The organism is Biformimicrobium ophioploci (genome assembly GCF_030270605.1).
GTDB classification, from domain to species: domain Bacteria; phylum Pseudomonadota; class Gammaproteobacteria; order Pseudomonadales; family Cellvibrionaceae; genus Biformimicrobium; species Biformimicrobium ophioploci.
Window position 1 is genome coordinate 1 of the sequence record NZ_BSYJ01000008.1, and the last position, 22,959, is coordinate 22,959.

At 58.7% G+C, this 22,959-nt stretch carries 17 protein-coding genes and 1 tRNA gene; 15 read left to right on the forward strand and 3 right to left on the reverse strand.

Annotated elements, in window-relative coordinates; genetic code table 11:
* Positions 1 to 122: 122 nt before the first annotated feature.
* Positions 123 to 611, forward strand: a complete 489-nt coding sequence (locus QSJ80_RS14980) for an Hsp20 family protein (protein ID WP_285765281.1) — start codon at positions 123 to 125, stop codon at positions 609 to 611.
* A 51-nt stretch (positions 612 to 662) separates the two neighbouring features.
* Complete coding sequence (locus QSJ80_RS14985; RefSeq protein ID WP_285765282.1) at positions 663 to 1,304, forward strand: class I SAM-dependent methyltransferase; 642 nt, start codon at positions 663 to 665, stop codon at positions 1,302 to 1,304.
* A gap of 17 nt (positions 1,305 to 1,321) precedes the next feature.
* Here the strand turns inward: QSJ80_RS14985 and QSJ80_RS14990 are convergent, their stop codons facing one another.
* The gene (locus tag QSJ80_RS14990; RefSeq protein ID WP_285765283.1) at positions 1,322 to 2,311 is read right to left on the reverse strand and encodes a GlxA family transcriptional regulator; all 990 of its coding nucleotides are present in this window, start codon (positions 2,309 to 2,311) and stop codon (positions 1,322 to 1,324) included.
* Positions 2,312 to 2,574: 263 nt separating this feature from the next.
* Between QSJ80_RS14990 and QSJ80_RS14995 the strand changes: the two genes are divergently transcribed.
* The 12 genes from QSJ80_RS14995 to QSJ80_RS15050 all read left to right on the forward strand — a co-directional run bounded on the left by QSJ80_RS14995 (position 2,575) and on the right by QSJ80_RS15050 (position 19,379).
* Positions 2,575 to 4,470: a beta-ketoacyl synthase gene (locus QSJ80_RS14995; RefSeq protein WP_285765284.1), complete on the forward strand. Its 1,896-nt coding sequence runs from the start codon at positions 2,575 to 2,577 to the stop codon at positions 4,468 to 4,470.
* Between the two features lie 63 nt (positions 4,471 to 4,533).
* Positions 4,534 to 5,121, forward strand: coding sequence for a cupin domain-containing protein (locus QSJ80_RS15000; RefSeq protein ID WP_285765285.1), 588 nt, complete (start codon positions 4,534 to 4,536; stop codon positions 5,119 to 5,121).
* Between the two features lie 202 nt (positions 5,122 to 5,323).
* Positions 5,324 to 7,483, forward strand: a complete 2,160-nt coding sequence (fadB, locus tag QSJ80_RS15005) for a fatty acid oxidation complex subunit alpha FadB (RefSeq protein WP_285765286.1) — start codon at positions 5,324 to 5,326, stop codon at positions 7,481 to 7,483.
* A gap of 11 nt (positions 7,484 to 7,494) precedes the next feature.
* The gene (fadA, locus tag QSJ80_RS15010; protein WP_285765287.1) at positions 7,495 to 8,670 is read left to right on the forward strand and encodes an acetyl-CoA C-acyltransferase FadA; all 1,176 of its coding nucleotides are present in this window, start codon (positions 7,495 to 7,497) and stop codon (positions 8,668 to 8,670) included.
* Positions 8,671 to 8,769: 99 nt separating this feature from the next.
* Positions 8,770 to 10,122 (forward strand): cupin domain-containing protein, encoded by a 1,353-nt coding sequence (locus QSJ80_RS15015; protein ID WP_285765288.1) that lies wholly within the window; start codon positions 8,770 to 8,772, stop codon positions 10,120 to 10,122.
* 201 nt (positions 10,123 to 10,323) lie between these two features.
* Positions 10,324 to 10,408: transfer RNA gene (locus tag QSJ80_RS15020), tRNA-Leu, on the forward strand.
* Between the two features lie 109 nt (positions 10,409 to 10,517).
* The gene (gene tig, locus QSJ80_RS15025) at positions 10,518 to 11,828 is read left to right on the forward strand and encodes a trigger factor (RefSeq protein WP_285765289.1); all 1,311 of its coding nucleotides are present in this window, start codon (positions 10,518 to 10,520) and stop codon (positions 11,826 to 11,828) included.
* Between the two features lie 303 nt (positions 11,829 to 12,131).
* Complete coding sequence (clpP, locus tag QSJ80_RS15030) at positions 12,132 to 12,776, forward strand: ATP-dependent Clp endopeptidase proteolytic subunit ClpP (protein WP_285765290.1); 645 nt, start codon at positions 12,132 to 12,134, stop codon at positions 12,774 to 12,776.
* A gap of 111 nt (positions 12,777 to 12,887) precedes the next feature.
* A complete protein-coding gene (clpX, locus tag QSJ80_RS15035; protein WP_285765291.1) occupies positions 12,888 to 14,189 on the forward strand; it encodes an ATP-dependent Clp protease ATP-binding subunit ClpX in 1,302 nt (433 codons plus the stop codon).
* Between the two features lie 200 nt (positions 14,190 to 14,389).
* Positions 14,390 to 16,795 (forward strand): endopeptidase La, encoded by a 2,406-nt coding sequence (gene lon, locus QSJ80_RS15040; protein WP_285765292.1) that lies wholly within the window; start codon positions 14,390 to 14,392, stop codon positions 16,793 to 16,795.
* Positions 16,796 to 17,120: 325 nt separating this feature from the next.
* Positions 17,121 to 17,393: an HU family DNA-binding protein gene (locus QSJ80_RS15045; protein WP_285765293.1), complete on the forward strand. Its 273-nt coding sequence runs from the start codon at positions 17,121 to 17,123 to the stop codon at positions 17,391 to 17,393.
* A 117-nt stretch (positions 17,394 to 17,510) separates the two neighbouring features.
* The gene (locus QSJ80_RS15050) at positions 17,511 to 19,379 is read left to right on the forward strand and encodes a SurA N-terminal domain-containing protein (RefSeq protein ID WP_285765294.1); all 1,869 of its coding nucleotides are present in this window, start codon (positions 17,511 to 17,513) and stop codon (positions 19,377 to 19,379) included.
* A gap of 86 nt (positions 19,380 to 19,465) precedes the next feature.
* Here the strand turns inward: QSJ80_RS15050 and QSJ80_RS15055 are convergent, their stop codons facing one another.
* Positions 19,466 to 21,040 carry a LysM peptidoglycan-binding domain-containing protein gene (locus QSJ80_RS15055; RefSeq protein WP_285765295.1) on the reverse strand — a complete coding sequence of 525 codons (1,575 nt, stop codon included), beginning with the start codon at positions 21,038 to 21,040 and terminating at the stop codon, positions 19,466 to 19,468.
* 172 nt (positions 21,041 to 21,212) lie between these two features.
* Complete coding sequence (gloB, locus tag QSJ80_RS15060; RefSeq protein ID WP_285765296.1) at positions 21,213 to 21,971, reverse strand: hydroxyacylglutathione hydrolase; 759 nt, start codon at positions 21,969 to 21,971, stop codon at positions 21,213 to 21,215.
* 162 nt (positions 21,972 to 22,133) lie between these two features.
* Between gloB and QSJ80_RS15065 the strand changes: the two genes are divergently transcribed.
* Complete coding sequence (locus tag QSJ80_RS15065) at positions 22,134 to 22,949, forward strand: class I SAM-dependent methyltransferase (protein ID WP_285765297.1); 816 nt, start codon at positions 22,134 to 22,136, stop codon at positions 22,947 to 22,949.
* Positions 22,950 to 22,959 lie beyond the last annotated feature (10 nt).

Below are 22,959 nucleotides of genomic sequence, written 5' to 3' on the forward strand. Positions count from 1 at the left end.
AGGTGCCGCAAAAGTGCGACCTGCCTGGTGCGATGTTAGCGCCAGGTAGGGAAATCGCAAAACAGGGCCTGGCCGTAAGGCAGGCAAACAAACATATTGCTCTAAGTTTGAGGATATAGGAAATGCGTAATCTTGATTTTTCCCCACTGTACCGTTCTGCAATCGGCTTTGATCGCATGGCAAATCTGCTGGATTCCATGATGACCACTGAACAGAACCAGCCATCATATCCGCCGTACAATATCGAACTGACCGGAGAGAACAATTATCGTATCTCCATGGCGGTCGCCGGCTTTTCGCAGGATGAGCTGGATATCCAGATGGACCAGAACAAGCTCACAGTAACCGCGAACAGAAGCGATGAAAAAGTTGAGAAGAATTTCCTGCATCGCGGTATTGCCGCACGCAACTTCGAGCGTCGCTTCCAGCTGGCGGACCATGTAAAGGTGGTTGATGCAAAGCTGGAGCATGGCCTGCTGCACATCGATCTCGTGCGCGAGATTCCGGAAGCGATGAAGCCACGCAAGATCCAGATCAATGGCGGCAGCCTGATTGAATCCGGGACGGAAAAAGAGCAGGAAACTGCAGAGACTCAGACCCGGGTCGCGTAAACGCCATGCAACGTAAGCACTGTGCCGGATGGGTATGAGAAAGATCCGGCAATGACTAACCAATATTGCCCACTGTGCCGTCGCGAGACGGCACAGTTGTATTTTAAGGATCGCAAGCGCGACTATCTCCACTGCAGCCATTGCGACCTGGTTTTTGTTCCCCCCGCCTTCCATTTCTCTTACGCGGAAGAGCGCGCCTACTACGACCTGCACGAAAATGATGTAGGCGATGCCGGCTACCGCCGTTTTTTATCCCGTTGTGCCGAGCCCCTGCTGGCACGCTTGCCAGCCGCTTCTCGCGGGCTGGATTTCGGCTGTGGTCCGGGCCCGGCGTTGGCCGCGATGCTGGAAGCCAGGGGGCACAGTGTGGCCCTGTACGACCGGCATTACGCCAACCATCCGCAGGTACTGAAGGAGCAGTATGATTTTATCTGCGCGACGGAAGTGCTGGAGCACCTGCACAATCCTGAAGATGAACTGACGCGATTATGGGGGTGCCTGAAACCCGGTGGTGTCATGGCAATCATGACCAAGCTGGTAATCAGCAGGGAACGCTTCGCCAACTGGCACTACAAGAATGACCCCACCCACATCATCTTTTTCAGTCGCGATACACTCCGCTGGCTGGCCTGCCATTGGCAGGCGCAGCTCGAGTTTGTCGCGGACGATGTGATTTTTCTGACAAAGCCCTGAGGCGCCCGGCAGGACGCTCAGGTATTGACCCGGAACAGCTTGGCGCGCACGGTGGTGCGGTACTCGCTGGGCGTAGTCGACAGGAATTTCTTGAACAGGGCGGTGAAATGGCCCATATCCTGGTAACCGACTTTTTCTGAAATTTCATTGATGGACAGGTTACTGGACTGCAGCAGGTCCCTGGCCATATCGATGCGGACGTTCTGCAGATACTGCAAGGGCGTCTGGCCCGTTGCCATCTTGAAGCGGCGGTTAAACGAGCGCACGCTCATGTCGAAACTGGCCGCTACCTCACTCAGGCGAATTTCCTCGCCGCAGTGGTCTTTCAGCCACATCTGCGCCTGAACGATGTCCTCGTCGGGGTGCAGATGTACTGCGCCTTCGAAGTAGGCGATTTCCTCAAACGGCCTGCGAATCTCGTGGGAGAAGTTACGCTCCACGTGGCTTGCCACCGCCTGGCCGTACATCTCCTTGATAAAGTGCACCGTGACGTCTGCCAGTGCGTTGACACTGGCGGCACAGAAAATCCGGTCTGTCTGCGTAATAAAATACTGGCGCTTCAGGTGCACCTTCGGGTAATCCTGGGTGAACTGGTCGAAGTAGTGCCAGTGCGTGGTTGCGGGTTTGTCATCCAGCAGTCCCGCTGCCGCGAGGAAGCAAACCCCGGTACCGGTGGCGCTGATGGCCGCACCGGCGGCCACCTGTTCCTTGAGCCAGCTCAACAGTTTGCGATTGCGCATGATCTGCGGGCGGGGGTTACGCCACAGGGAGGGCAGGTAGATGATGTCGCTCTTTTCCAGCTGGTCGAGGCTGTACTGGGGCGACAGGTCGATGCCGGAGCGGGTGGATACCGGTTTGCCATCACAGCTGGCAGTCACCAGTTCGAGTTGGCCATCAAAGTTTGGGTCCATGCGCGCGCGGCTTTCTGCCGCGCGTAACATCTCCATCGGCAATGTGCTGGCGGTGGCCAGCATCTGGTCGATCAGTAAAAAGGTAACTCTGTGCATCGAGTGTGGTCTTCCCCGGATTTATGACTGGTTTAGCGTGCTCGGTCAAAACGGTGGCCAGAAAGTCATTGGCGCGTATATCTTAATTCATGGCCAAAATGGCGCCAATTCATATTCCTGCTGAGTGACTGCGCTGGCTAGACTTTCTTTTTGACTGGCCAATTTGGCCATACCTAGGCCGATTCGCCAGACTCTACACTGGGCCCCTCGATAAATTGTGCTTATTTTTCCATTTCAGACAGGCTTTTTAGCTGGAGCCCTGCATGCAGCGTTTACCCGTAGTCACAGGATTTGGCGGTTTTAACCCCGCTGGTCGTAGTTCTGCCCACCATGGATACAAGCGTCTGGTCCTCGACGTGCTGGACACGTCGGAGCGTCAGGCTACCTTGCTGAGTCTGGCGAGCCTGATGGGGCTGGCCAGTTTCCGCAACGGTGCCTGGTACCGCGGTGAGGAGCAGGTGAGTGCGGCGGCCCTGGTAGACCAGCTGGAGCCGGCGCTGCTGCGTGGCAGCTTGATCAGGCCAATGGAGGAGCGCTTCTTTGACCCGAGCCAGGTTCACTGCCATCAGCAGGCCAGCTTGTCCGGTACCGAAGCGGGACCACTGGCATTTGAGATGGCCGCCAAGCAGCTGCCGAACCCGGTACCGCTGGACTGGACGGTGACGGATATCGGCGATGGTCGTGTTCGGGTGCAGGCCGAGCAGCTATCGGTGATGCTCGACAGTGCCCGTGAAATCAATGTGTATTCCTTCGGCCAGCTGCCGTCCGGTTTTGAACCGGACCAGCATTACAATGCACGCTTCCATCCGCGCGGCCTGCAGCTTGCCATTTTGGGCGCGTCCGATGCCATCAACTCCATGGGTATCGACTGGCAAACTGTTGCCAGCCGGGTGGCGCCAGACCAGATTGCGGTGTACGCCAGCTCTGCCATGAGCCAGATGGATCCGATGGGCAATGGTGGCCTGTTACAGTCCCGTCTGCGCGGTGGCCGTGTGAGTTCCAAGCAGACTGCGATGGGCCTCACCAGTATGCCGGCGGACTTCATCAATGCTTATGTACTCGGCAGTGTGGGTACCACGGGCGCGGTTGCCGGTGCCTGCGCCACATTCCTCTACAACCTGCGCAATGCCGTGGAAGATATTCGTGCGGGCAACGCGCGGGTTGCTGTGGTCGGCTCCGCCGAGGCGCCGCTGGTACCGGAAATCGTTGACGGTTTTGCCACCATGGGTGCGCTTGGCAATATCGATGGCCTGCGCAAGATCTTCGGCGAGGATGTGGACCTGCGCTGTGCGAGCCGTCCTTTTGGCGAAAACTGCGGTTTTACCCTGTCCGAAGGCACCCAGTGGGTGGTGCTGATGGACGATGCCCTGGCGCTCGAACTCGGGGCCAATATCTACGGCGCCGTGCCAAGCGTGTTCGTGAACGCGGATGGCACCAAGAAATCCATTTCCGCACCGGGTGCAGGCAACTACCTCACCGTGGCGAAGTCCGTCGCGCTGGCAAGGGCGATTCTCGGTGACCAGGCTGTACGCGAGCACAGCTTCATGCAGGCGCACGGCTCCAGCACGCCGCAGAACCGCATTACCGAATCTGCGATTTTTGATCGTGTTGCAGGTGCCTTTGGTATTCGCGAGTGGCCGATTGTTGCCGTAAAGGCATTCCTCGGCCACACCGTTGCCTGTGCCAGCGGCGACCAGATGGTGACATCGCTCGGCATTTTCGAGCGCGGCGTACTCCCGGGTGTGACGACCATCGACAAGGTCGCGGACGATGTACATTGCGACAACCTGGCAATCAACACGCACCATACGGTGCGTGCACCGGAATCGCTCAAAGTGGGATTCCTGAACTCCAAGGGCTTTGGTGGCAACAACGCTACCGCGACCGTATTTTCCCCGGATGTTGCCCGGCAAATGCTGGCTGCGCGGCATGGCGCGAAGGCGATGGATGCGCATCAGCGCGCTAATGAAGCCGTGCAGGAAAAATCTGCCGCCTATGACGCGACTGCGACCCAGGGCGACCTGCAGGCGATCTACCGGTTCGGTGAAGGCATGATCGACGAGAGCGAGATCCGCCTCGATAGTGAGAGCCTGACAGTGCCCGGCATGGAGCAGCCGGTTACCCTGCCACGCGACAATCCATTCGCGGACATGGCCTAAGGTTCTTGTTCGCCAGCCGCCTTTCCCATATAAAAGAGAGCAATCTAAGGATGGGAGGCGGCTTTGGCAGAAGAGCAGCTTGATGGAAAAACCGGTGCCGCATCAAGTGACGGTGTCGGCCGGCGCCTCAAGGCGCTGCGAAAAATGCACGGTTGGTCCCAGCGCGAGCTGGCCAAGCGTGCCGGCGTAACCAATGCCACCATCTCCCTGATCGAGCAGGGGCGGGTCAGCCCCTCTATCGGATCCCTCAAGAAAGTGCTGGATGGCGTGCCCATGTCGCTGGCAGATTTCTTCACCCTCAATTTCGAGGCCAATCCCCAGGTTTTTTTCCGCTCCGAGGAAATGGCAGACGTCGGCACCGGGGAAATTTCCTTCCAGCTACTCGCGGCGAACCGTCCTAACCGGAATATGTCGATCCTGCGTGAGGTGTATCCGGTTGGTGCGGATACGGGCCCTGAAATGCTCAGCCACGACGGCGAGGAGGGCGGCATCATTGTAGAGGGGCAGCTCGAGGTCACGGTGGCCGGCAAGACCGAACTGCTGCAGGCAGGGGATGGCTATTATTTCGACAGTCGTCGTCCGCACCGCTTTCGTAATCCCGGGCCACTGGAGTGTGTGCTGGTATCTGCGAACACGCCCCCATCGGTTTAGGACCGACTGTCCAATAAAGCGCCAATCTATCGGCGAGGCCACTGGTTTTGGTCGAATTTAGTATTAAAACAACTGTTTGACAGGCACTATACTAGCGCGTCTGCTCCCGCACTGGCGGGACTGGCCTGCGCACCTGTGCAGCCCTAAGCCAGGGTAAGAAAAGTCAGGGTGAACAAAAACCCCGCGAAAAACGAGGTCAATAATGATATTCCAAGGCAAGGCTGTCTCGGTTCAGATGCTGGAAAATGGCATCGCCGAGCTCAACTTCAATCTGGAAGGTGAGTCCGTCAACAAGTTCAATGTGTTGACAGTGACTGAACTCTCCCAGGCGCTGGATGCCGTTGAGGCAGATAGCGCTATTAAGGGTCTGCTGCTGACCAGTGGCAAGTCCGTTTTCATCGTAGGTGCCGACATCACTGAATTTGGTGATGCCTTCGCGGGCGGTGCCAGCGGCGTGGGTGCGCTGCTTGCGCGCAACAACGAAAATTTCAATCGCATCGAAGACCTGTCCATCCCGACTGTGGTTGCCATTAATGGCATCGCGCTGGGTGGTGGCTTTGAAGTGTGCCTGGCATGTGATTTCCGTGTATTGAGCCAGGACGCCAAGGTGGGCCTGCCGGAAATCAAGCTTGGCCTGATCCCGGGCTGGGGCGGCACCGTGCGCCTGCCGCGCATTGCGGGCCTCGATGTGGCTGCGGAGTGGATTGCTTCCGGCAAGGACCAGAAGCCTGACGCCGCACTGAAAGCACACGCTGTCGATGCTGTTGTGCCGGCCGACAAGCTGCGCGAAGCTTCTATCAAGCTGCTGCAGCGTGCTGTTGATGGCAAGCTCGACATCAAGGCGCGTCGCGAAATCAAGACCTCACCGGTGCCGATCAATGACACCGAAGCGCTGATGGCCTTCTTCACCACCAAGGCGTTTGTCGGCCAGCAGGCCGGTCGCAATTACCCGTCTCCGGTAGCTGCCATCACCTCCATGGAACAGGGCTATAAACTGGACCGTGCCGGCGCGCTGGAAAAAGAGCAGGAGCAGTTCGCTGCTTGCTCCGCGACCGATACTGCGAAATCCCTGGTGGGTCTGTTCCTGGCGGACCAGGCGATCAGCAAGGTTGCCAAGGGCTGGGAGAAAAAATCCGACAAGAAGATCGAGCGCGCCGCGGTACTGGGTGCGGGCATCATGGGTGGCGGTATCGCCTACCAGTCTGCCTACAAGGGCACCCCGATCATGATGAAGGACATCAACCAGGCGGGTATCGACCTCGGCCTCGCGGAAGCCAACAAGCTGCTGTCCAAAATGGTTGAGCGCGGCCGCATGACTGCGTCCAAGATGGGCGATGTGCTGAACAAAATCGATCCGACCCTGAGCTACGATGGTTTCGATGATATCGATATCGTTGTCGAGGCGGTCGTCGAAAATCCGAAGGTCAAGCACGCTGTCCTGACCGAAGTGGAAAGCAAGGTGACCGAGGACACGATCGTTGCCTCCAACACCTCCACCATCTCCATCGATCACCTGGCTGAGCCACTGGCGCGTCCGGAAAACTTCCTCGGCATGCACTTCTTCAACCCGGTACACAAGATGCCGCTGGTTGAGGTGATCCGTGGCAGCAAGACCTCTGATACCGCGGTTGCACGTACCGTTGCCTACGCCAACAAAATGGGCAAGAAAGCCATCGTTGTGCGCGATTGCCCGGGGTTCCTTGTGAACCGTGTCCTGTTCCCTTATTTCGCCGGCTTCTCCATGCTGCTGCGCGACGGCGCGGACTTCCAGGCAGTCGACAAGACCATGGAGCGCTGGGGCTGGCCGATGGGCCCGGCTTACCTGATGGATGTTGTCGGTATCGACACCGGTGTGCACGCCGAGCAGGTGATGGCCGAAGGTTTCCCGACCCGCATGGGTAAGACCTTTACCGCTGCCTCCGACATCATGTATGAAGCTGGCCGTTACGGACAGAAGAACAGCAAGGGCTTCTACAACTACGAAGTGGACAAAAAGGGCCGCCCGAAGAAGGTTGCCACCGACGAGTCCTATGCGCTGCTGAAGCCGCATGTGGCGGAAGCACGCGAATACGAGGCCGACGAGGTTATCGAGCGCATGATGATCCCGATGGCGACCGAACTGGCGCGCTGTCTGGAAGAGGGCATTGTCGCGTCCGCTGCCGAAGCAGATATGGCGTTGATCTACGGTGTCGGCTTCCCGCCGTTCCGCGGCGGCCTGTTCGCCTGGCTCGACAATATCGGCATGGACAAGTTTGTCGCCATGGCCGACAAGTACGCCGACCTCGGCGAGCTGTACCAGCCGACCGAGCGCATGCGCGAAATGGCTGCCAGCGGCGAAAAATACTACGCACAGGACAAGTAAGGAGAAGCATCGTGAGTTTGAATCCAAGAGATGCAGTCATCGTCGACTACGCCCGTACCGCGATGGGCCGCTCCAAGAACGGTGTTTACCGCAATGTGCGCGCCGATGACATGTCTGCGGAACTGCTGAAGAAGTTTCTGGACCGCAATGAAAAGCTCGATCCGGCAGAGATCGACGACCTGATCTGGGGCTGTGTGATGCAGCGCGAGGAGCAGGGCTTCAACGTGGCGCGCATGATCGTGCTGCGCGCGGGCCTGCCGCATACCATTCCGGCGCAGACCGTGAACCGCCTGTGTGGTTCCTCCATGTCCTCGCTGCACACTGCAGCTGCGAACATCCGCTCCGGCCTGGGTGACGTCTATGTCGTTGGTGGCGTCGAGCACATGGGCCACCTCAATATGATGGAAGGGGTAAGTCCGAACCCGATGATGGGCCGCACCATGGCGAAAGCCGCCGGCTCAATGGGCATGACCGCCGAATACCTGGCCATGATGCACGGCATCAACCGCCAGCAGATGGACGAGTTTGGCGCGCGCTCCCATCAGCGCGCCGCCAAGGCGACCGAGGAAGGCAAGTTCAATCGCGAAATCATTGCGATTGAAGGTCACGATGACGACGGTATCCCGTACCTGGTGGAAACCGACCAGACCATCCGTCCGGACACCACCGTTGAAGGGCTGGCTGCACTGCGCCCGGCATTCGATCCGAAGCACGGACAGGTTACTGCAGGTACTTCCTCGCAGATCACCGACGGCGCTTCCGTGATGCTGGTGATGTCTGCCGAGCGCGCACAGGCGCTGGGTATGACCCCCATTGCCAAGGTCCGTGACATGGCGCTGGCGGGCGTGGATCCGTCCATCATGGGTTACGGCCCGGTGCCGTCCACCAAGAAAGCGCTGAAGCAGGCCGGCCTGACGATTGAAGATATCGACAAGCTGGAGCTCAATGAGGCATTCGCGGCGCAAGCGCTGCCGGTGCTGAAAGACCTGAGCCTGCTGGACGCCATGGAAGAGAAGGTAAACCTGTACGGCGGCGCGATCGCGCTGGGCCACCCGTTTGGCTGCTCCGGCGTGCGTATCACCGGTACGTTGCTGTCAGTGATGCAGAACGAAGGCGGTAACCTGGGTATCTCCACCATGTGTATTGGTCTGGGGCAGGGTATTACCACCATCGTCGAACGTGTCTGATTGCTGACGCCTCGACCCGAGAAAACCCCGGCAACGCCGGGGTTTTTTTATGGTGGAACGGATTCTGTTAGTATCCATCGCCAGAAAATTGAAACCGGTGTGCCCGAATTGTCCCTACAGCTGTTAGACCATCCCAACCCCGAAGCCTGCCTCGACAGCCAGCTTACCGCTGGTGGCGCGGAGCCGTTCGAGCTGGCGGTGCGGTTTGCACACGAACAGTTCTACCTGGACCCCCGGGCCTCCATCGACCTGCTGGCGCTGTTCTGGCGCGAGCAGGCCGGGGAAGGCGTCTGCTTTTCCGTGGTGCAGGCAGCGGCAGCCAGCGCGCTGACTTCGAAGGGTTGCAGGGGGCTGGCAGAAGCCATGGGTGCACCGCTGCTGCGCCTCGATGGTCCCATGCCATTGCAACCGGTCTATGTGGAGAAACCCTGGGGCAGGGAAGTTTGGTTCAGTGGTATCGAAGCGCGCGGCCAGTCTCTGGTGGGTACGCCGGGTGCGACGGTCCCGCTGCCGTGGGTGCTGCAGGCATTGCCGCAGCGCTGTGCCGCCGGCACGCCGGAAAAGATCAATCTGCTCAAGATCCTCGATCCGCTGCCGGAGCCGGTGTTTGGCGACCTCTACTTCGAAATGCACGAAGAGAAGCAGGAAGTCTATATCGTCACCCACGTGGCAGAGGAGGCCTGGCCGGATGGCACCGGAGCAATCCGCTATGGCTTCTGTCCGCAAAAACGCGCCGCTTTTGACAGCTTCGCGGATTTCCTGGCTGCCTATCGCAGCGCGGTGGCGGCTTATGAAAAATGCCGTCGCGAGATCGATGCCATCCTTGACCACAAGCGGGCGGCGGCCGGTATCGCCGCTGATGCGCCGCTGGATGCCGCCACCACCAAGGCGTGGCTGGCGGAGATACCGGAGGCTCTGCTGGTGGAAGAAGCCGACCTGCGCGCCGCCATGGACGCGTTTACCGCGCTCAGACCGCTGAGAGTCGGCGATGTGGTAACGGTGCCCACGCATACCCCGCATGCCCTCCAGCACGGTGTCCGCACTGTCGAGTTCCAGACGCCGGTGTATGAGCGCAAGATCCTTTCGTTTGCGCAGAAGGTACTGACCCAGGGCCACTGGGACACGGACGCTGCGCTGGGCCTGGTGGCCGAAACGCCTTTGCCCCAGCCGGCGTTTGAGCAGCTTCCTGCGCCCGAGAGTGCCTCGATCGAGCGCATCGTGGACTTCAGTGACTTCTGCGTTGATCGTATTCGTGTCAGCACCGGAGGGTCAGTCGACCTGCCAGCGTGTGAGGATTACCGGGTTGGTATGGTCGTGGGCGCGTCCATGCGCGTGAATGGCGCTATCGTGGATGCTGAGTCTGCGTTTCTCCTGCCGGCCGGCAGTGCGTTGCGCGTGCAGTCAGACTCTGCGGACGCGGCGTTATTGCTGGCCGAACCCCGCGGCCAGTAACGTGTAATTCGTCAGGGACCGAAGGTTCAGGCCCGGATCCGCTGTTTTTTGTACATCTATCGCGCCATGTCATTGGTACCGCGGTGGCACTTTGTTGAACCCGCCAAGCCACTGTGGCACAATCTGCACCCCTCGGCGTACTCCGGGTTCGAGAAATCCCGGAAAAAACTTAAATATCAATGAGTTAGCGCGCGAGAGCACGGGGACGTGGTGGAATTGGTAGACACGCTAGATTTAGGTTCTAGTGCCGCAAGGTGTGAGAGTTCAAGTCTCTCCGTCCCCACCAAGATTCAGGGCAGCCCGCTACACGGTGGGTTGCCCGTTTTCGTTAATGAGTGATTTGCGCGGCTTGGTGAAGTCGACGCGATGGCGAGCATAGTCTCACGAGGATTGATATGCAGGTTTCTATCGAAACAACTTCCGGCCTGGAACGTCGCCTGACAGTAGGTGTACCCGCAGAACAAGTCGAGCAAGAAGTAGACAAGCGTCTCCAGCAGGCGGCCAAGACCGTCCGCATCAACGGTTTCCGCAAGGGCAAGGTACCGATGAAGGTTGTACGCCAGCGCTTTGGTGCCGGTGTTCGCCAGGAAGTAATCGGTGAAGTCATGAACCGCTCCTTCTACGAGGCCGTGGTAAAGGAAGATGTTAAGCCGGCTGGCCAGCCGCGCATCGAAGCCACCAAGGTTGCTCCGGGCGAAGATCTGGAATACGTAGCGACCTTCGAGGTTTACCCGGAAGTAGAGCTGGTTGACTTCAGCACTTTCGAAATCGAGCGTCCGGTTGCCGAAGTGTCCGACAAAGACGTGGACAACATGATCGACGTGCTGCGCAAGCAGCAGAGCGGCTGGAAAGAAACCAAGCGCAAGGCCCAGAAAGGCGACCGCGTTACCATCGACTTCGTTGGCACCAAAGACGGTGAAGAGTTCGCTGGCGGCAAGGCTGAAGGCCACAAGCTGGAGCTGGGATCCGGCAATATGATCCCGGGCTTCGAAGACGGCATCATCGGCATGAAGCCGGGCGAGGAAAAAGACCTCGAGCTGACTTTCCCGGAAGACTACCACGCGGAAGAGCTGAAAGGCGCTGCGGTTGTCTTCAACGTCAAGGTGACTGCTTCCGAGAAGCCGGAACTGCCGGAAATGAACGACGAATTCTTCAAGACCTACGGTGTTGAGGAAGGCGGCGAAGAGAAGTTCCGCGAAGAAGTCCGCGCAAACATGGCGCGCGAGCTGAAGAACGCTGCCGTGAACAAGGTCAAGACCCAGGTCATGGACAAGCTGTACGAAGCGCACCAGGTTGAAATGCCGGCTGCCCTGATCGCCAACGAAGTCCACGGCCTGCGCGGCCAGATGGTTCAGCAGTTCGGTGGCCAGATCAAGCCGGAAGATGCGATGAATATGCTGCCGGACGCGATGTTCGAAGAGCAGGCGAAGCGTCGCGTTGGCCTGGGCCTGGTAGTTGGCGAAGTGGTCAAGCAGAACAACATCGCTGTTGACCAGGATCGTGTAAAGGCCAAGGTCGAAGAGCTTGCTTCTACTTACCAGCAGCCGGAAGAGGTTGTGGAGTACTACTTCAACAACCGCGAACTGCTGCAGGGTGTTGAGTCTGTAGTACTGGAAGACCAGGTTGTAGATTTCGTTCTGGAATCCGCCAAGGTTTCCGAAAAAGAAAGCAGCTACGACGAGGTGATCAAGCCGCAACAGGGCTGATCATTTCCAGGGGCGGTCGCCGCATTGCCGGCGGCCGCGTCTTTCTCCCCGGTACCTTCTTTCCGGAGCCTTCCGGATAGCGTCCCGAATTCTTCCCCATATGCCGTTCTGGCAATCCGGCGCCTGCCGAGTTAAGCTCCTTCAAGAGAACAGATTTCTCTTTTCTGCTGCGTAATAAGAGCGCGTTCAGCGTTGCACTAAATGCAGTGGTTAAATTTTCTGCAGTCCGCGTGCCGCCTGCCGGTGTGATGGCGCTGCCCAGGATACTTGCCCCACAGCCACAATAAGGAAGCATCGGTTCACATGGCTCAGTTCATATATCCCAACCAATCCCTCGACGTAAATTCCGCTGGCGGCCTGGTGCCCATGGTGGTGGAGCAGACTGCGCGCGGCGAGCGCTCCTTCGACATTTATTCGCGCCTGTTGAAAGAGCGGGTGATCTTCCTGGTGGGCCCGGTTGAGGACCACATGGCGAACCTGGTGGTGGCGCAGCTGTTGTTCCTCGAGGCGGAAAACCCGGACAAGGACATCCACCTGTATATCAATTCCCCGGGCGGGTCGGTCACTGCCGGCATGTCCATTTACGACACCATGCAGTTCATCAAGCCGGACGTCAGCACCATGTGTATTGGCCAGGCCTGCAGCATGGGTGCCTTCCTGCTGGCAGCGGGCGCGACCGGCAAGCGCTACGCCACACCCAATGCGCGCACCATGATTCACCAGCCCAGCGGCGGCGCCCAGGGGCAGGCCACGGATATCCATATCCATGCGCAGGAGATCCTCAAGATCCGCGAGCGCCTGAACGAGATCATGGCGTCCCACACCGGTCGCAGCATTGAAGAGGTTGCCCGCGACACCGAGCGCGACAACTTTATGAGTGCAGAGGAATCCAAGAATTACGGTCTGGTGGATGAGGTGCTGTCCCACCGCAATTTGGCGGAAAGCTGACCGGTTTGGCATTTAGGGGTTGAAATTGTCGCCTGAAGCTAGCATCTTGATGATAAGAAAGTATTTTTTGGCGCCCATCGGGCGCCTGTTCGAAGACCACGGAGTATGTGAATGACCGACCAAAACGGCGGCAACGGCGAAGAAAACGGCAAATTGCTGTATTGCTCGTTCTGCGGCAAGAGCCAGCACGAGGTACGCAAGCTGATCGCCGGTCCTTCTGTATTCATCTGTGACGAGTGCGTCGAGTTGTGTACGGACATCATTCGGGAAGAGGTCCAGGGCGGTAACGTCGAGGGCGGTGAGGAGCGACTGCCGAGCCCCCGCGAGATTACCGAGATTCTGGACGAGTATGTAATCGGCCAGGCGCGGGCCAAGAAAGTCCTCGCAGTGGCGGTATACAACCACTATAAGCGCCTGCGCAGCGGCGCGGCGCGCAAGAACAAGGACGAGGTCGAGCTCAGCAAGTCCAACATCCTGCTGGTTGGCCCGACCGGTAGTGGCAAGACGCTGCTGGCCGAAACCCTGGCGCGTCTGCTGAATGTGCCGTTTACCATTGCCGACGCCACCACCCTGACCGAAGCCGGTTATGTGGGTGAGGACGTGGAAAACATCATCCAGAAACTGCTGCAGAAATGCGACTATGACGTCGATAAGGCGCAGCAGGGCATTGTGTATATCGATGAAATCGACAAGATTTCGCGCAAGTCCGACAACCCGTCCATCACCCGCGACGTGTCCGGTGAGGGCGTACAGCAGGCGCTGCTGAAGCTGATCGAGGGCACTGTGGCCTCGGTACCACCGCAGGGTGGTCGCAAGCATCCGCAGCAGGAATTCCTGCAGGTCGATACCTCCAATATCCTGTTTATCTGTGGCGGGGCATTTGCGGGGCTCGACAAGATCATCCGCGATCGTTCCGAGAAGGGCGGCATCGGCTTCAGTGCCGAGGTGAAGTCCAAGGACGACAAGCGTGATTTCGGCGAGACGGTCAAGGACCTGGAGCCGGAAGATCTGGTCAAGTACGGCCTGATCCCCGAGTTTGTCGGTCGTTTGCCGATGATTGCGACCCTGGAGGAACTGGATCGCGCTGCGCTGGTAGAGATTCTGACTGCGCCGAAGAACGCGTTGACCAAGCAATACGGCAAGCTGTTCGAGATGGAAGGTGTGGAGCTGGACTTCCGCCCCGACGCACTGGACGCGGTTGCGGCCAGGGCGATGGAGCGCAAGACGGGCGCCCGTGGCCTGCGCTCCATCATGGAGTCGGTATTGCTCGATACCATGTACGACATCCCGTCCAAGGGCGATGTGGCCAAGGTGGTGGTTGACGAAGCTGTCATCAAAGGTGACTCCGCGCCGCTGCTGGTGTACCAGACTGGTACAGAAGCCAGCCCGGCCAAGGCTGCCCCGGACGAGTAGGGCGCCGCAGACGAGCAAGTCGAAAACATTTCCGCATTCGCGGTATTTGTGAAAAAGGGTTCCACTGAGGAACCCTTTTTTTTTACGCCGCGATCAAATTAGACTTGTATTCGGCGCTTTTGGCCCCACATCTAACGTCAGAAGCCCCCGTCGGATGCCGTTGATCCGGAGTGCGGGGCCACTGATACAAGAGGAATTACATGGATCAGCAGTCCCCATCCCAGGTTGAATACCCGTTACTCCCGTTGCGCGATGTGGTGGTTTACCCGCACATGGTCATTCCGCTGTTTGTCGGCCGTGAAAAGTCGATCGACGCGCTGGAAGAGGCGATGCGCAATGACAAGCAGGTATTGCTGGTGGCACAGAAGCAGGCGTCGGAGGACGACCCGGGCGAGGACGATATCTACCGGGTGGGCACCGTTGCCAGTGTGCTGCAATTGCTAAAGCTGCCGGATGGCACCGTCAAGGTACTGGTGGAAGGCAGCGAGCGGGTGTCCATTACGGAAGTGGTCGACCATGAAAACCACTACCGCGCCAAGGTCACGCCTCTGCCTTCAGAAGAACTGTCGGAGCCGGAAGCGGAAGCGTTGGTGCGCTCTGCCATGACCCAGTTCGAGCAGTACGTGAACCTGAGCAAGAAGGTTCCGGGCGAGGTCATGACCTCTCTCTCCGGCATCGATGAGCCGGGTCGCCTTGCCGACACCATTGCAGCGCACATGTCGCTGGAGCTTGCGCAGAAACAGGAACTGCTGGAGATGTCCAGCATCAAGGATCGCCTCGAGCACCTGCTGGGCCTGATGGATTCCGAGATCGACCTGATCCAGGTGGAAAAGCGTATTCGCGGCCGCGTCAAAAAGCAGATGGAGAAGAGCCAGCGCGAGTACTACCTGAACGAGCAGATGAAAGCGATCCAGAAGGAACTCGGGGAGATCTCTGAGGAGCCGAACGAGATCGAGGATCTGGAGAAGAAAATCGCCGATGCGGGTATGCCGGAAGAGGCGGAAAAGAAGACCCGCGCCGAACTGGGCAAGCTCAAGATGATGTCGCCGATGTCTGCGGAAGCATCCGTTCTGCGCAGCTACATCGACTGGATGCTCAATGTGCCGTGGAAAAAAGCGAGTCGTGTGCGCCACGATCTGGTCAAGGCCGAGGAGATTCTGGAAGCGGACCACTACGGGCTTGAGGAAGTGAAAGAGCGCATCGTTGAGTACCTGGCGGTGCAGAAGCGCGTGAAGAAAGTGAAGGGGCCGATCCTGTGCCTGGTTGGCCCACCGGGTGTGGGTAAGACGTCTCTGGGCGAGTCCATTGCGCGCGCGACCAATCGCAAGTTTGTGCGCATGGCGCTGGGTGGCGTACGCGACGAAGCAGAGATTCGCGGCCATCGCCGCACTTATATTGGTTCCCTGCCGGGCAAGTTGATCCAGAAGATTTCCAAGGTCGGGGTCAAGAACCCGCTGTTCCTGCTCGATGAAATCGACAAGATGGGCATGGATCATCGCGGTGACCCTGCATCGGCGCTGCTCGAAGTACTGGACCCGGAGCAGAACAAGAGTTTCAACGACCATTACCTGGAGGTCGACTACGACCTGTCCGACGTAATGTTCGTGTGTACCTCTAACTCCATGAATATTCCGGGTCCGTTGCTGGACCGGATGGAAGTGATCCGCATCCCGGGTTACACGGAAGACGAGAAACTGAATATCGCCCAGCGCTATCTGGTGCCAAAGCAGCGCAAGAACGGCGGCCTCAAAGCCGAAGAGCTGGAGATTTCCGACGATAGCATCCGCGACGTGGTGCGTTACTACACGCGTGAAGCGGGTGTGCGCGGTCTCGATCGCGAGATCGCAAAAATCTGCCGCAAGATTGTTACCAGGAATGTGCGTGCCAAGGGCAACCAGCAGATTACCGTGCAACCTGCGGACCTGGAGGAATTGTTGGGCGTAAGGCGCTTCGATTACGGGCGCGCGGAAGATGAAAACAAGATTGGCCAGGTAACCGGACTTGCGTGGACCGAGGTTGGCGGCGAACTGCTGACCATTGAATCTTCGGCGGTATCCGGCAAGGGCAGGGTAATCAAGACCGGCTCTCTGGGTGACGTGATGCAGGAGTCCATTCAGGCGGCACTGACCGTGGTGCGTTCGCGCTCCCAGGTGCTGGGTGTTGCCCCGGACTTCCACGAGAAGAAGGATATCCATATCCATGTGCCGGAGGGTGCCACACCGAAGGACGGCCCAAGCGCAGGTATCGCCATGTGCACCGCCCTGGTGTCGGTGCTGACCGATATTCCGGTGCGTTCGGACGTTGCCATGACGGGTGAAATCACCTTGCGTGGTGAAGTGTTGCGCATTGGTGGTCTCAAGGAAAAACTGCTGGCTGCGCACCGTGGTGGTATCAAGACCGTTTTGATTCCGGCGGATAACGAGCGCGACCTGAAGGAAATTCCGGAGAATATCCTGCAGGACCTGACCATCTACCCGGTCAAATGGATAGACCAGGTTCTGGAGCATGCGCTGGTGCGTTTGCCGGAGCCGCTGACCGATGAGGAATTTGCCGCACTGCAGCGCAAGGCCGATGAGAAGGAGTCGCATTCCGCGCGTCGCCATTGACCCGGAATATGATGTTAATTTGCGCGTCGGTCACTGTTGTGGCCCGGCGCGCATGCGTGAATTCAATCGAGTCTCTGGTTAAAAACTGACCCGCCTGACCCTTGCACGTTCAATGTGATCGCAGAATCCGCCCAACTGGGCTGAAACCCCCGTGGTTCCTTGACCCGCTATCAGGCAGTTGGTATAAATCGTGGCTCATTTGCCCTTGGGGGGGTGGCCTGGCAGCAGGTTCCCGGTGGCTACACGATAGCTAGACCAAGTTTTACAGGGGGGAGGCCAGATGCTTCCTCCCGCGATAACCTAAAAAAATATAGAGGGATATAGCGTGAATAAATCCGATCTGATCGACGCCATTGCAGCATCTGCGGATATTCCAAAGGCGGCGGCTGGCCGTGCTCTGGACGCAATGGTAGACAGCATCACTGACGCTCTGAAAAAGGACGAGCAAGTGGTACTGGTAGGCTTTGGTACCTTCGCTGTTAAAGAGCGCGCTGCCCGCACTGGTCGCAACCCGCGTACCGGCGACCCGATTGAAATCGCTGCAGCCAAGATTCCTAGCTTCAAGGCTGGCAAGGCGCTGAAAGACGCCGTTAACTGATTTCGACTGTCAGAGATGTAGTTTTCTGCAGTTAAGAGGCGCATCGGTAAGGTGCGCCTTTTTTGTTAGCAGATTTTTGTATTTTTCGTTTAACGATTTTTTTATTTGGAGTTCACCATGCTTCAGTCCATGCGTGACAACCTTAAAGGTACTGCGGCGATTATTCTCGCAGCACTGTTTGGTTTTATTGTCGCAATCACCGGCATTGACTTCTTTACCGGTGCAAGCGGTGGCGGCAGTGAGGAAGTCGCGTCGGTGAACGGCGAGAAGATTTCAGAAGTTGATGTTTCGCGCGGCGTGCGCAACCAACAGGCCCAGATGATGGCCCAGTTCGGTGAAAACCTGCCAGCCGAAGCGCTGAGTGAGGACACCCTGCGTCGCCCCGTGATCCAGCAGCTGATTGCGCAGGCGGTAATGCGCCAGGCCGCGAGCGAGAGCGGTATGGTTATGAGCAAGGAGGAGCTCAACAAGGTCATTGCCTCCCTGCCGGCATTTCAGGTAGACGGTCAGTTCTCCCAGGCTGCCTTCCGCAATGCTGCGGCGCGCCAGGGTATGTCCCCGGCGGCATTCCAGCAGTACATCGAACAGAGCCTGGTTGTACAGCAATACCTGGAAGGTATCGCTGGCAGCGGTTTTGTCACTGCACAGGAAGCGAAGAAATTCGTTGAGCTTTCCATGGAAGAACGTGATTTCGATTACGTGGTAATGGAAGTGGCAGGCCTGCTGGGCGAGATTTCCGTGACCGATGCGGAGATCCAGCAGTACTACGACGAAAACCCGGCGGAGTTTGCCCGTCCGGAAATGGTTGCGGTCAAGTATATCGAGCTGAAGCCCGAGACTTTTGCCGGCGCGATCGATGTTTCCGAGGAAGATATCCAGGCGCAGTACCAGCAGGAGCTGAAGGCATTCCAGGCCAGCACCCAGCGCCGCGCGGCCCACATCTTCCTTGAAGGCGATGCCGATGCGGAAAAGGTTGCGGAAGTGCAGGCCAAACTGGCTGCAGGTGAGTCTTTCGAGGCGCTGGTCACGGCATACTCCGATGACTTTGCCAGCAAGGAAATGGGTGGCGATCTCGGTTTTACCGGTGGTGACGTTTTCCCGCCCGAGTTCGAGGAGGCCCTTGCAGCCCTGTCCGTCAATGAGGTTTCCGGGCCGGTTGAGACTGCCGACGGTACCCACTTTGTCAAGCTGACCGAACTGACCGAAAGTAAGGTGCCGACCCTGGAAGAGCGCCGTGCGGAAATCGCCGAAGCACTGAAGGCCTCCCGCGCTGAGCGTGAATTCGTGACTGCGCTGGAGCGTATGACCGAATTGGCTTACAACGCAGAAGACCTGGCTGAAGTTGCCGAAGAGCTTGGTGTTACTGTGGGCACGACCGGCCTGTTCTCCAGTTCCGGCGGTGAAGGCATTACAGCAGAACCAAAAGTGGTTGCGGCGGCATTTACCCCGGAAGTGAAGGAAGACCGCAACACCTCGGACGTGATCGACTTGGCGGAAGACCATGCACTGGTGCTGCAGGTAACCGAGCACCAGCCGGCGGGTGTATTCGCGCTGGCGAAGGTGGCTGAGCAGATCAGCGACAAGCTGAAGCGCGAGAAAGCCAGTGCGCAGCTGGCCGAGAAGGCGGAAGCACTGCAGGCTGCGCTGGCAGCTGGCGGTGACTTCGCGCTGCTCGCAGAAGAGGCGGGCCTGACCCTGGAAACGGCGGACAAATCCCGTCGTACGGGCTTTGGCGAGCGCGGTGAGATCGTCACTGCCGCGTTCGAGCTGTCTGGTGACCTGCCTGCGGTGAAAGCCCTCAAGGTAAACAGTGGCAACCGTGTGGTGCTGAAGCTGCGTGACGTGCGCCCGGGTAACCTCGATGCGCAGCCTGCGGAGCAGCGCAATGCACTCCTGCGACAGCTGTCTGTCCTGGATGCCAACAATGAGTCGGCGGCCATGGAGAAGTACCTGCAGGATGCGGCGGATATCAGTATCGGTAACTGATATTTAACCGCCGGACACAAAAAAGGGGCTATTAGCCCCTTTTTTGTTGCCTGTTCATCGCTGCCGGTGGCGCGTCTAATGGAGTATCAACCCTGCAGGCGGGTGACGTCCACGTACAGGGTCAGTTTCTGCCCCGGTTGCAGGTACTTGTTCTTGTTGATCCGGTTCCACTTCACGATGTCATTGATCTTCAGGCTGAACTTCTGCGCGATGCGAGCCAGTGAGTCACCGCTACGCACCTTGTAAGACAGCTTGCGCGTGGTGCGACCGGTCTTGGGCGCGTTGGACTTGGGGTAGGCGACCAGGCGCTGGCCCGGACGCAGGGTGTCCCCTGGAGCCATGCTGTTCCAGCTTGCTAGCTGGCGCACGGACACATCCATGCTGCGCGAGATGTCCCAGAAGGTATCACCCGGCTTGACTGTGTAGGTGACCTTCTCCGTGCCGCGACGGGCGCTGCGGGACTGCTTGCGCTTGAGGCGCTCGTCCATGGAGTAGGCGTACTGCCCGGCAGGCGCCGCGGCCACCGGGATCAGCAGGGTGCTGCCGGCGCGAATCATGTTGCCGCGCAGGTTGTTGGTCTGGCGGATGGAGGCGACGGTCGTCTGGTATTTCTTGGCAATATTGATCAGCGAGTCACCGGATTTCACCGTGTGGCGCTGCCAGGAAACACGCTGCTCTTTGGGCAGGCTGGCCAGCTTCTGCTCGAAGGCGCTTTTCTTGTCGATCGGCAGCAGCAGCTGGTGGTTGCCGTTGGGGTCGGTTGCCCAGCGGTTGTAGCCAGGGTTTAGCAGCGACAGCTCTTCGATCTCGATATCGGCCAGGTCCGCAGCCTGTGCCAGGTCGATCTGGCTGCCCACGGAAACCTTGGCGAAATAGGGCTCGTTGGGGATATCAAACAGTGGTGTGTTGTACTGCTCGCGTTTGCCCACAACCTCAGCGAGGGCCAGCAGCTGCGGCACATAACGCTGGGTCTCGCGCGGCAGCTTCAGGTGCCAGAAATCGGTCGGCTTGCCCGCGGCCTTGTTGCGGCGGATGGCGCGTCGCACGGTGCCTTCGCCGCCGTTGTACGCTGCCAGCACCAGTGGCCAGTCATTGTCGAAGCGCTTGGCGAGGTACAGGAAGTACTCGGCCGCGGCGCGGGTGGAGTCGGCGACGTCACGTCGGCCGTCATACCACCAGTTCTGGTCCAGGCCGAAGGCGCGACCGGTCGCGGGGGTAAACTGCCACATACCTGCGGCCTGGGCGTGGGAGTAGGCGAACGGGTCGTAGCCGCTCTCGACGATCGGCAGCAGTGCCAGCTCGGTCGGTACGCCGGCAGCCTCGAGCTCTTCCGCAACGTGGTAGATGTAGCGATGGGCGCGCTCGGAAACGCGCTTCATATAGCTCTTGTTCTTGGTGTAGTAGCGGACGTAGTCCTGCACCCTGGGCTGGTGGGTCTGGGTGTCCAGGGAGAAGCCGCGCGTCAGGCGCTGCCAGAGATCCTTGGTTGCGACCGCCTCTGTGACTTCCGGTGATGCGACGCTTTCAGCGGTTGCCGCGTGCGGCGCACTCTTTCCGGTATCCGTGCTCTCCGGGGTGGGTAGTTGCGGTGCGGTTTCGATGCGAGCGCAGGCCCCCACAGCCGTAGCCAGAAGCACTACGGCAAACTTCTTGTAAATCATGGAATAACTGCCCAGTTTTTATCTTTAAATGACTGCCCGTTTTTTGTGTTATCACAGCGGAGGGCGAGAACGTGGTCTGACCGACTCTTATTGGAACCTATCTAAGTCATTGATTCTCCAGATAAGTTCAAAATTTTAAAGAGGTATGCCGGTGAAGGTCAATACAAATTGATTAAAAATTATCCTTCCACTGGCGAAGGCAGCGGAAAACGCTGGCCGGGTCGTAAACATCCTGTAAACCCTGGCTGGCTGCCGCGGCCTGAACCGGTTCTTCCCTGCAGCGTAAAAACGGGTTTGTCTCCCTTTCAACACCGATAGTGCTTGGCAGTGTAGCGCGGCCACGTGCGCGCACGGACTCTACCGCGCCTATTCGTGACTGTAGTGCCTGATTGTCAGGTTCTACGACCTTGGCGAAGTTCAGGTTGGCGGCGGTGTATTCGTGTGCGCAGTAAACCAGGGTGTCTTCCGGAAGTTCTGCCAGGCCATCCAGGGAGTCCCACATCTGCTCCGGCGTGCCCTCGAACAGGCGCCCGCAGCCGCCGGCAAACAGCGTGTCGCCGCAGAACAGGTGTTGTATGTCGCCTTCTGCAATAATCAGGGCCAGGTGATCGAGGGTGTGCCCCGGGACAGCACGGACCTCCACCGGGCAGTCCATCAGCTCAAAACGGTCGCCGTCAGCGATGGGGTTGGTGATGCCCTCGATGGTCGCGGGGCCATACACGGGGCAGTCATAGGTCTCGCGCAGCTGCTGGAGGCCCCCGGTATGGTCGAGGTGATGGTGTGTAATCAGGATGCCGCTGAGCGCAGTGTCGCGCAGCGCATCGGTAACGGCCTTCGGATCGCCCGGGTCCACTACCCAGGACTGGCCCCGGTCCTGCAGGAGCCAAATATAATTATCAGTAAATGCAGGGATTGGAGTAATCTTAAGCATATTTTTCCGGAAATCTGGGTGTAACTGCGAAAGTGTTTCTGGACAGGGCGCAGCATACCCTGACTATGGCACCTTAGACAGGAATTCCCGCGCTGTTTTGCAGCCGCGCGGGCGCACCCGGCACACCAGACCGCGCAGGTAATTACAGGGAGAGGCAGCTGAATGGGGAAGATTCGCAGGCGCGCGGCGCGATGGTGGAGCCAGCAAAGCAGTGTCCCGCCACTTTCCGAATCCTACGGTGAGATCCGCAACTGGTTTTCCAGCAATCTGGGTAACGAGCTGCTGAGCCAGGAACTGGCCGTGGCCCAGCCGCTGATCGAGCAGTTTTTCGGTTATCACCTGTTGCAGGCCAGTGTCGCCCCGGATGTCGATCTCGCAGCGTCCAGCCGTATCAACCATCGCTTCCGCCTGTCCCCGGTGGCCGAGGCATCGGGCGAGGCCGTTGCCGACCTGAATCATTTACCGCTGCCGGAGGGCTCGGTGGATGTGGTCGTCCTGCACCACCTGCTGGATTTTGCCGAGGATCCCCACCAGCTCTTGCGCGAGGCCGCGCGGGTGCTGATTCCCAATGGCCATCTGGTGCTGATTGGCTTCAGCCCGTACAGCCTGATGGGCATCTACCGCGCCGTAGGGCGCGTGTTTTCATCGCGTCCGCACTTTCGTGGCAACAGCCTGAGCCTCTCCCGGGTGACAGACTGGATGAAGTTTCTGGATTTACAGCCGGGCAATATTGAAAAGGGCTTTTTCCGCTGGCCGGTACAGCACGGTGAAATTCTGGCGCAAACCAGCTGGATGGAGCGTCAGGCGGCGCGCTGGCGTTTGCCGTGGGGCGGCTTTTATCTCATAGTCGCGCGCAAGGAAGTGGTGCGCATGCAGGCCATCAAGCCCAACTGGCAGCGCAAGCATACGCCGGCGTTGGGCATGGTGCCCAGCAGCTCCCGTGTTACAGAGGCGGCCCGCAACAAGCCGCGAGATTGAGAGCCCGTAT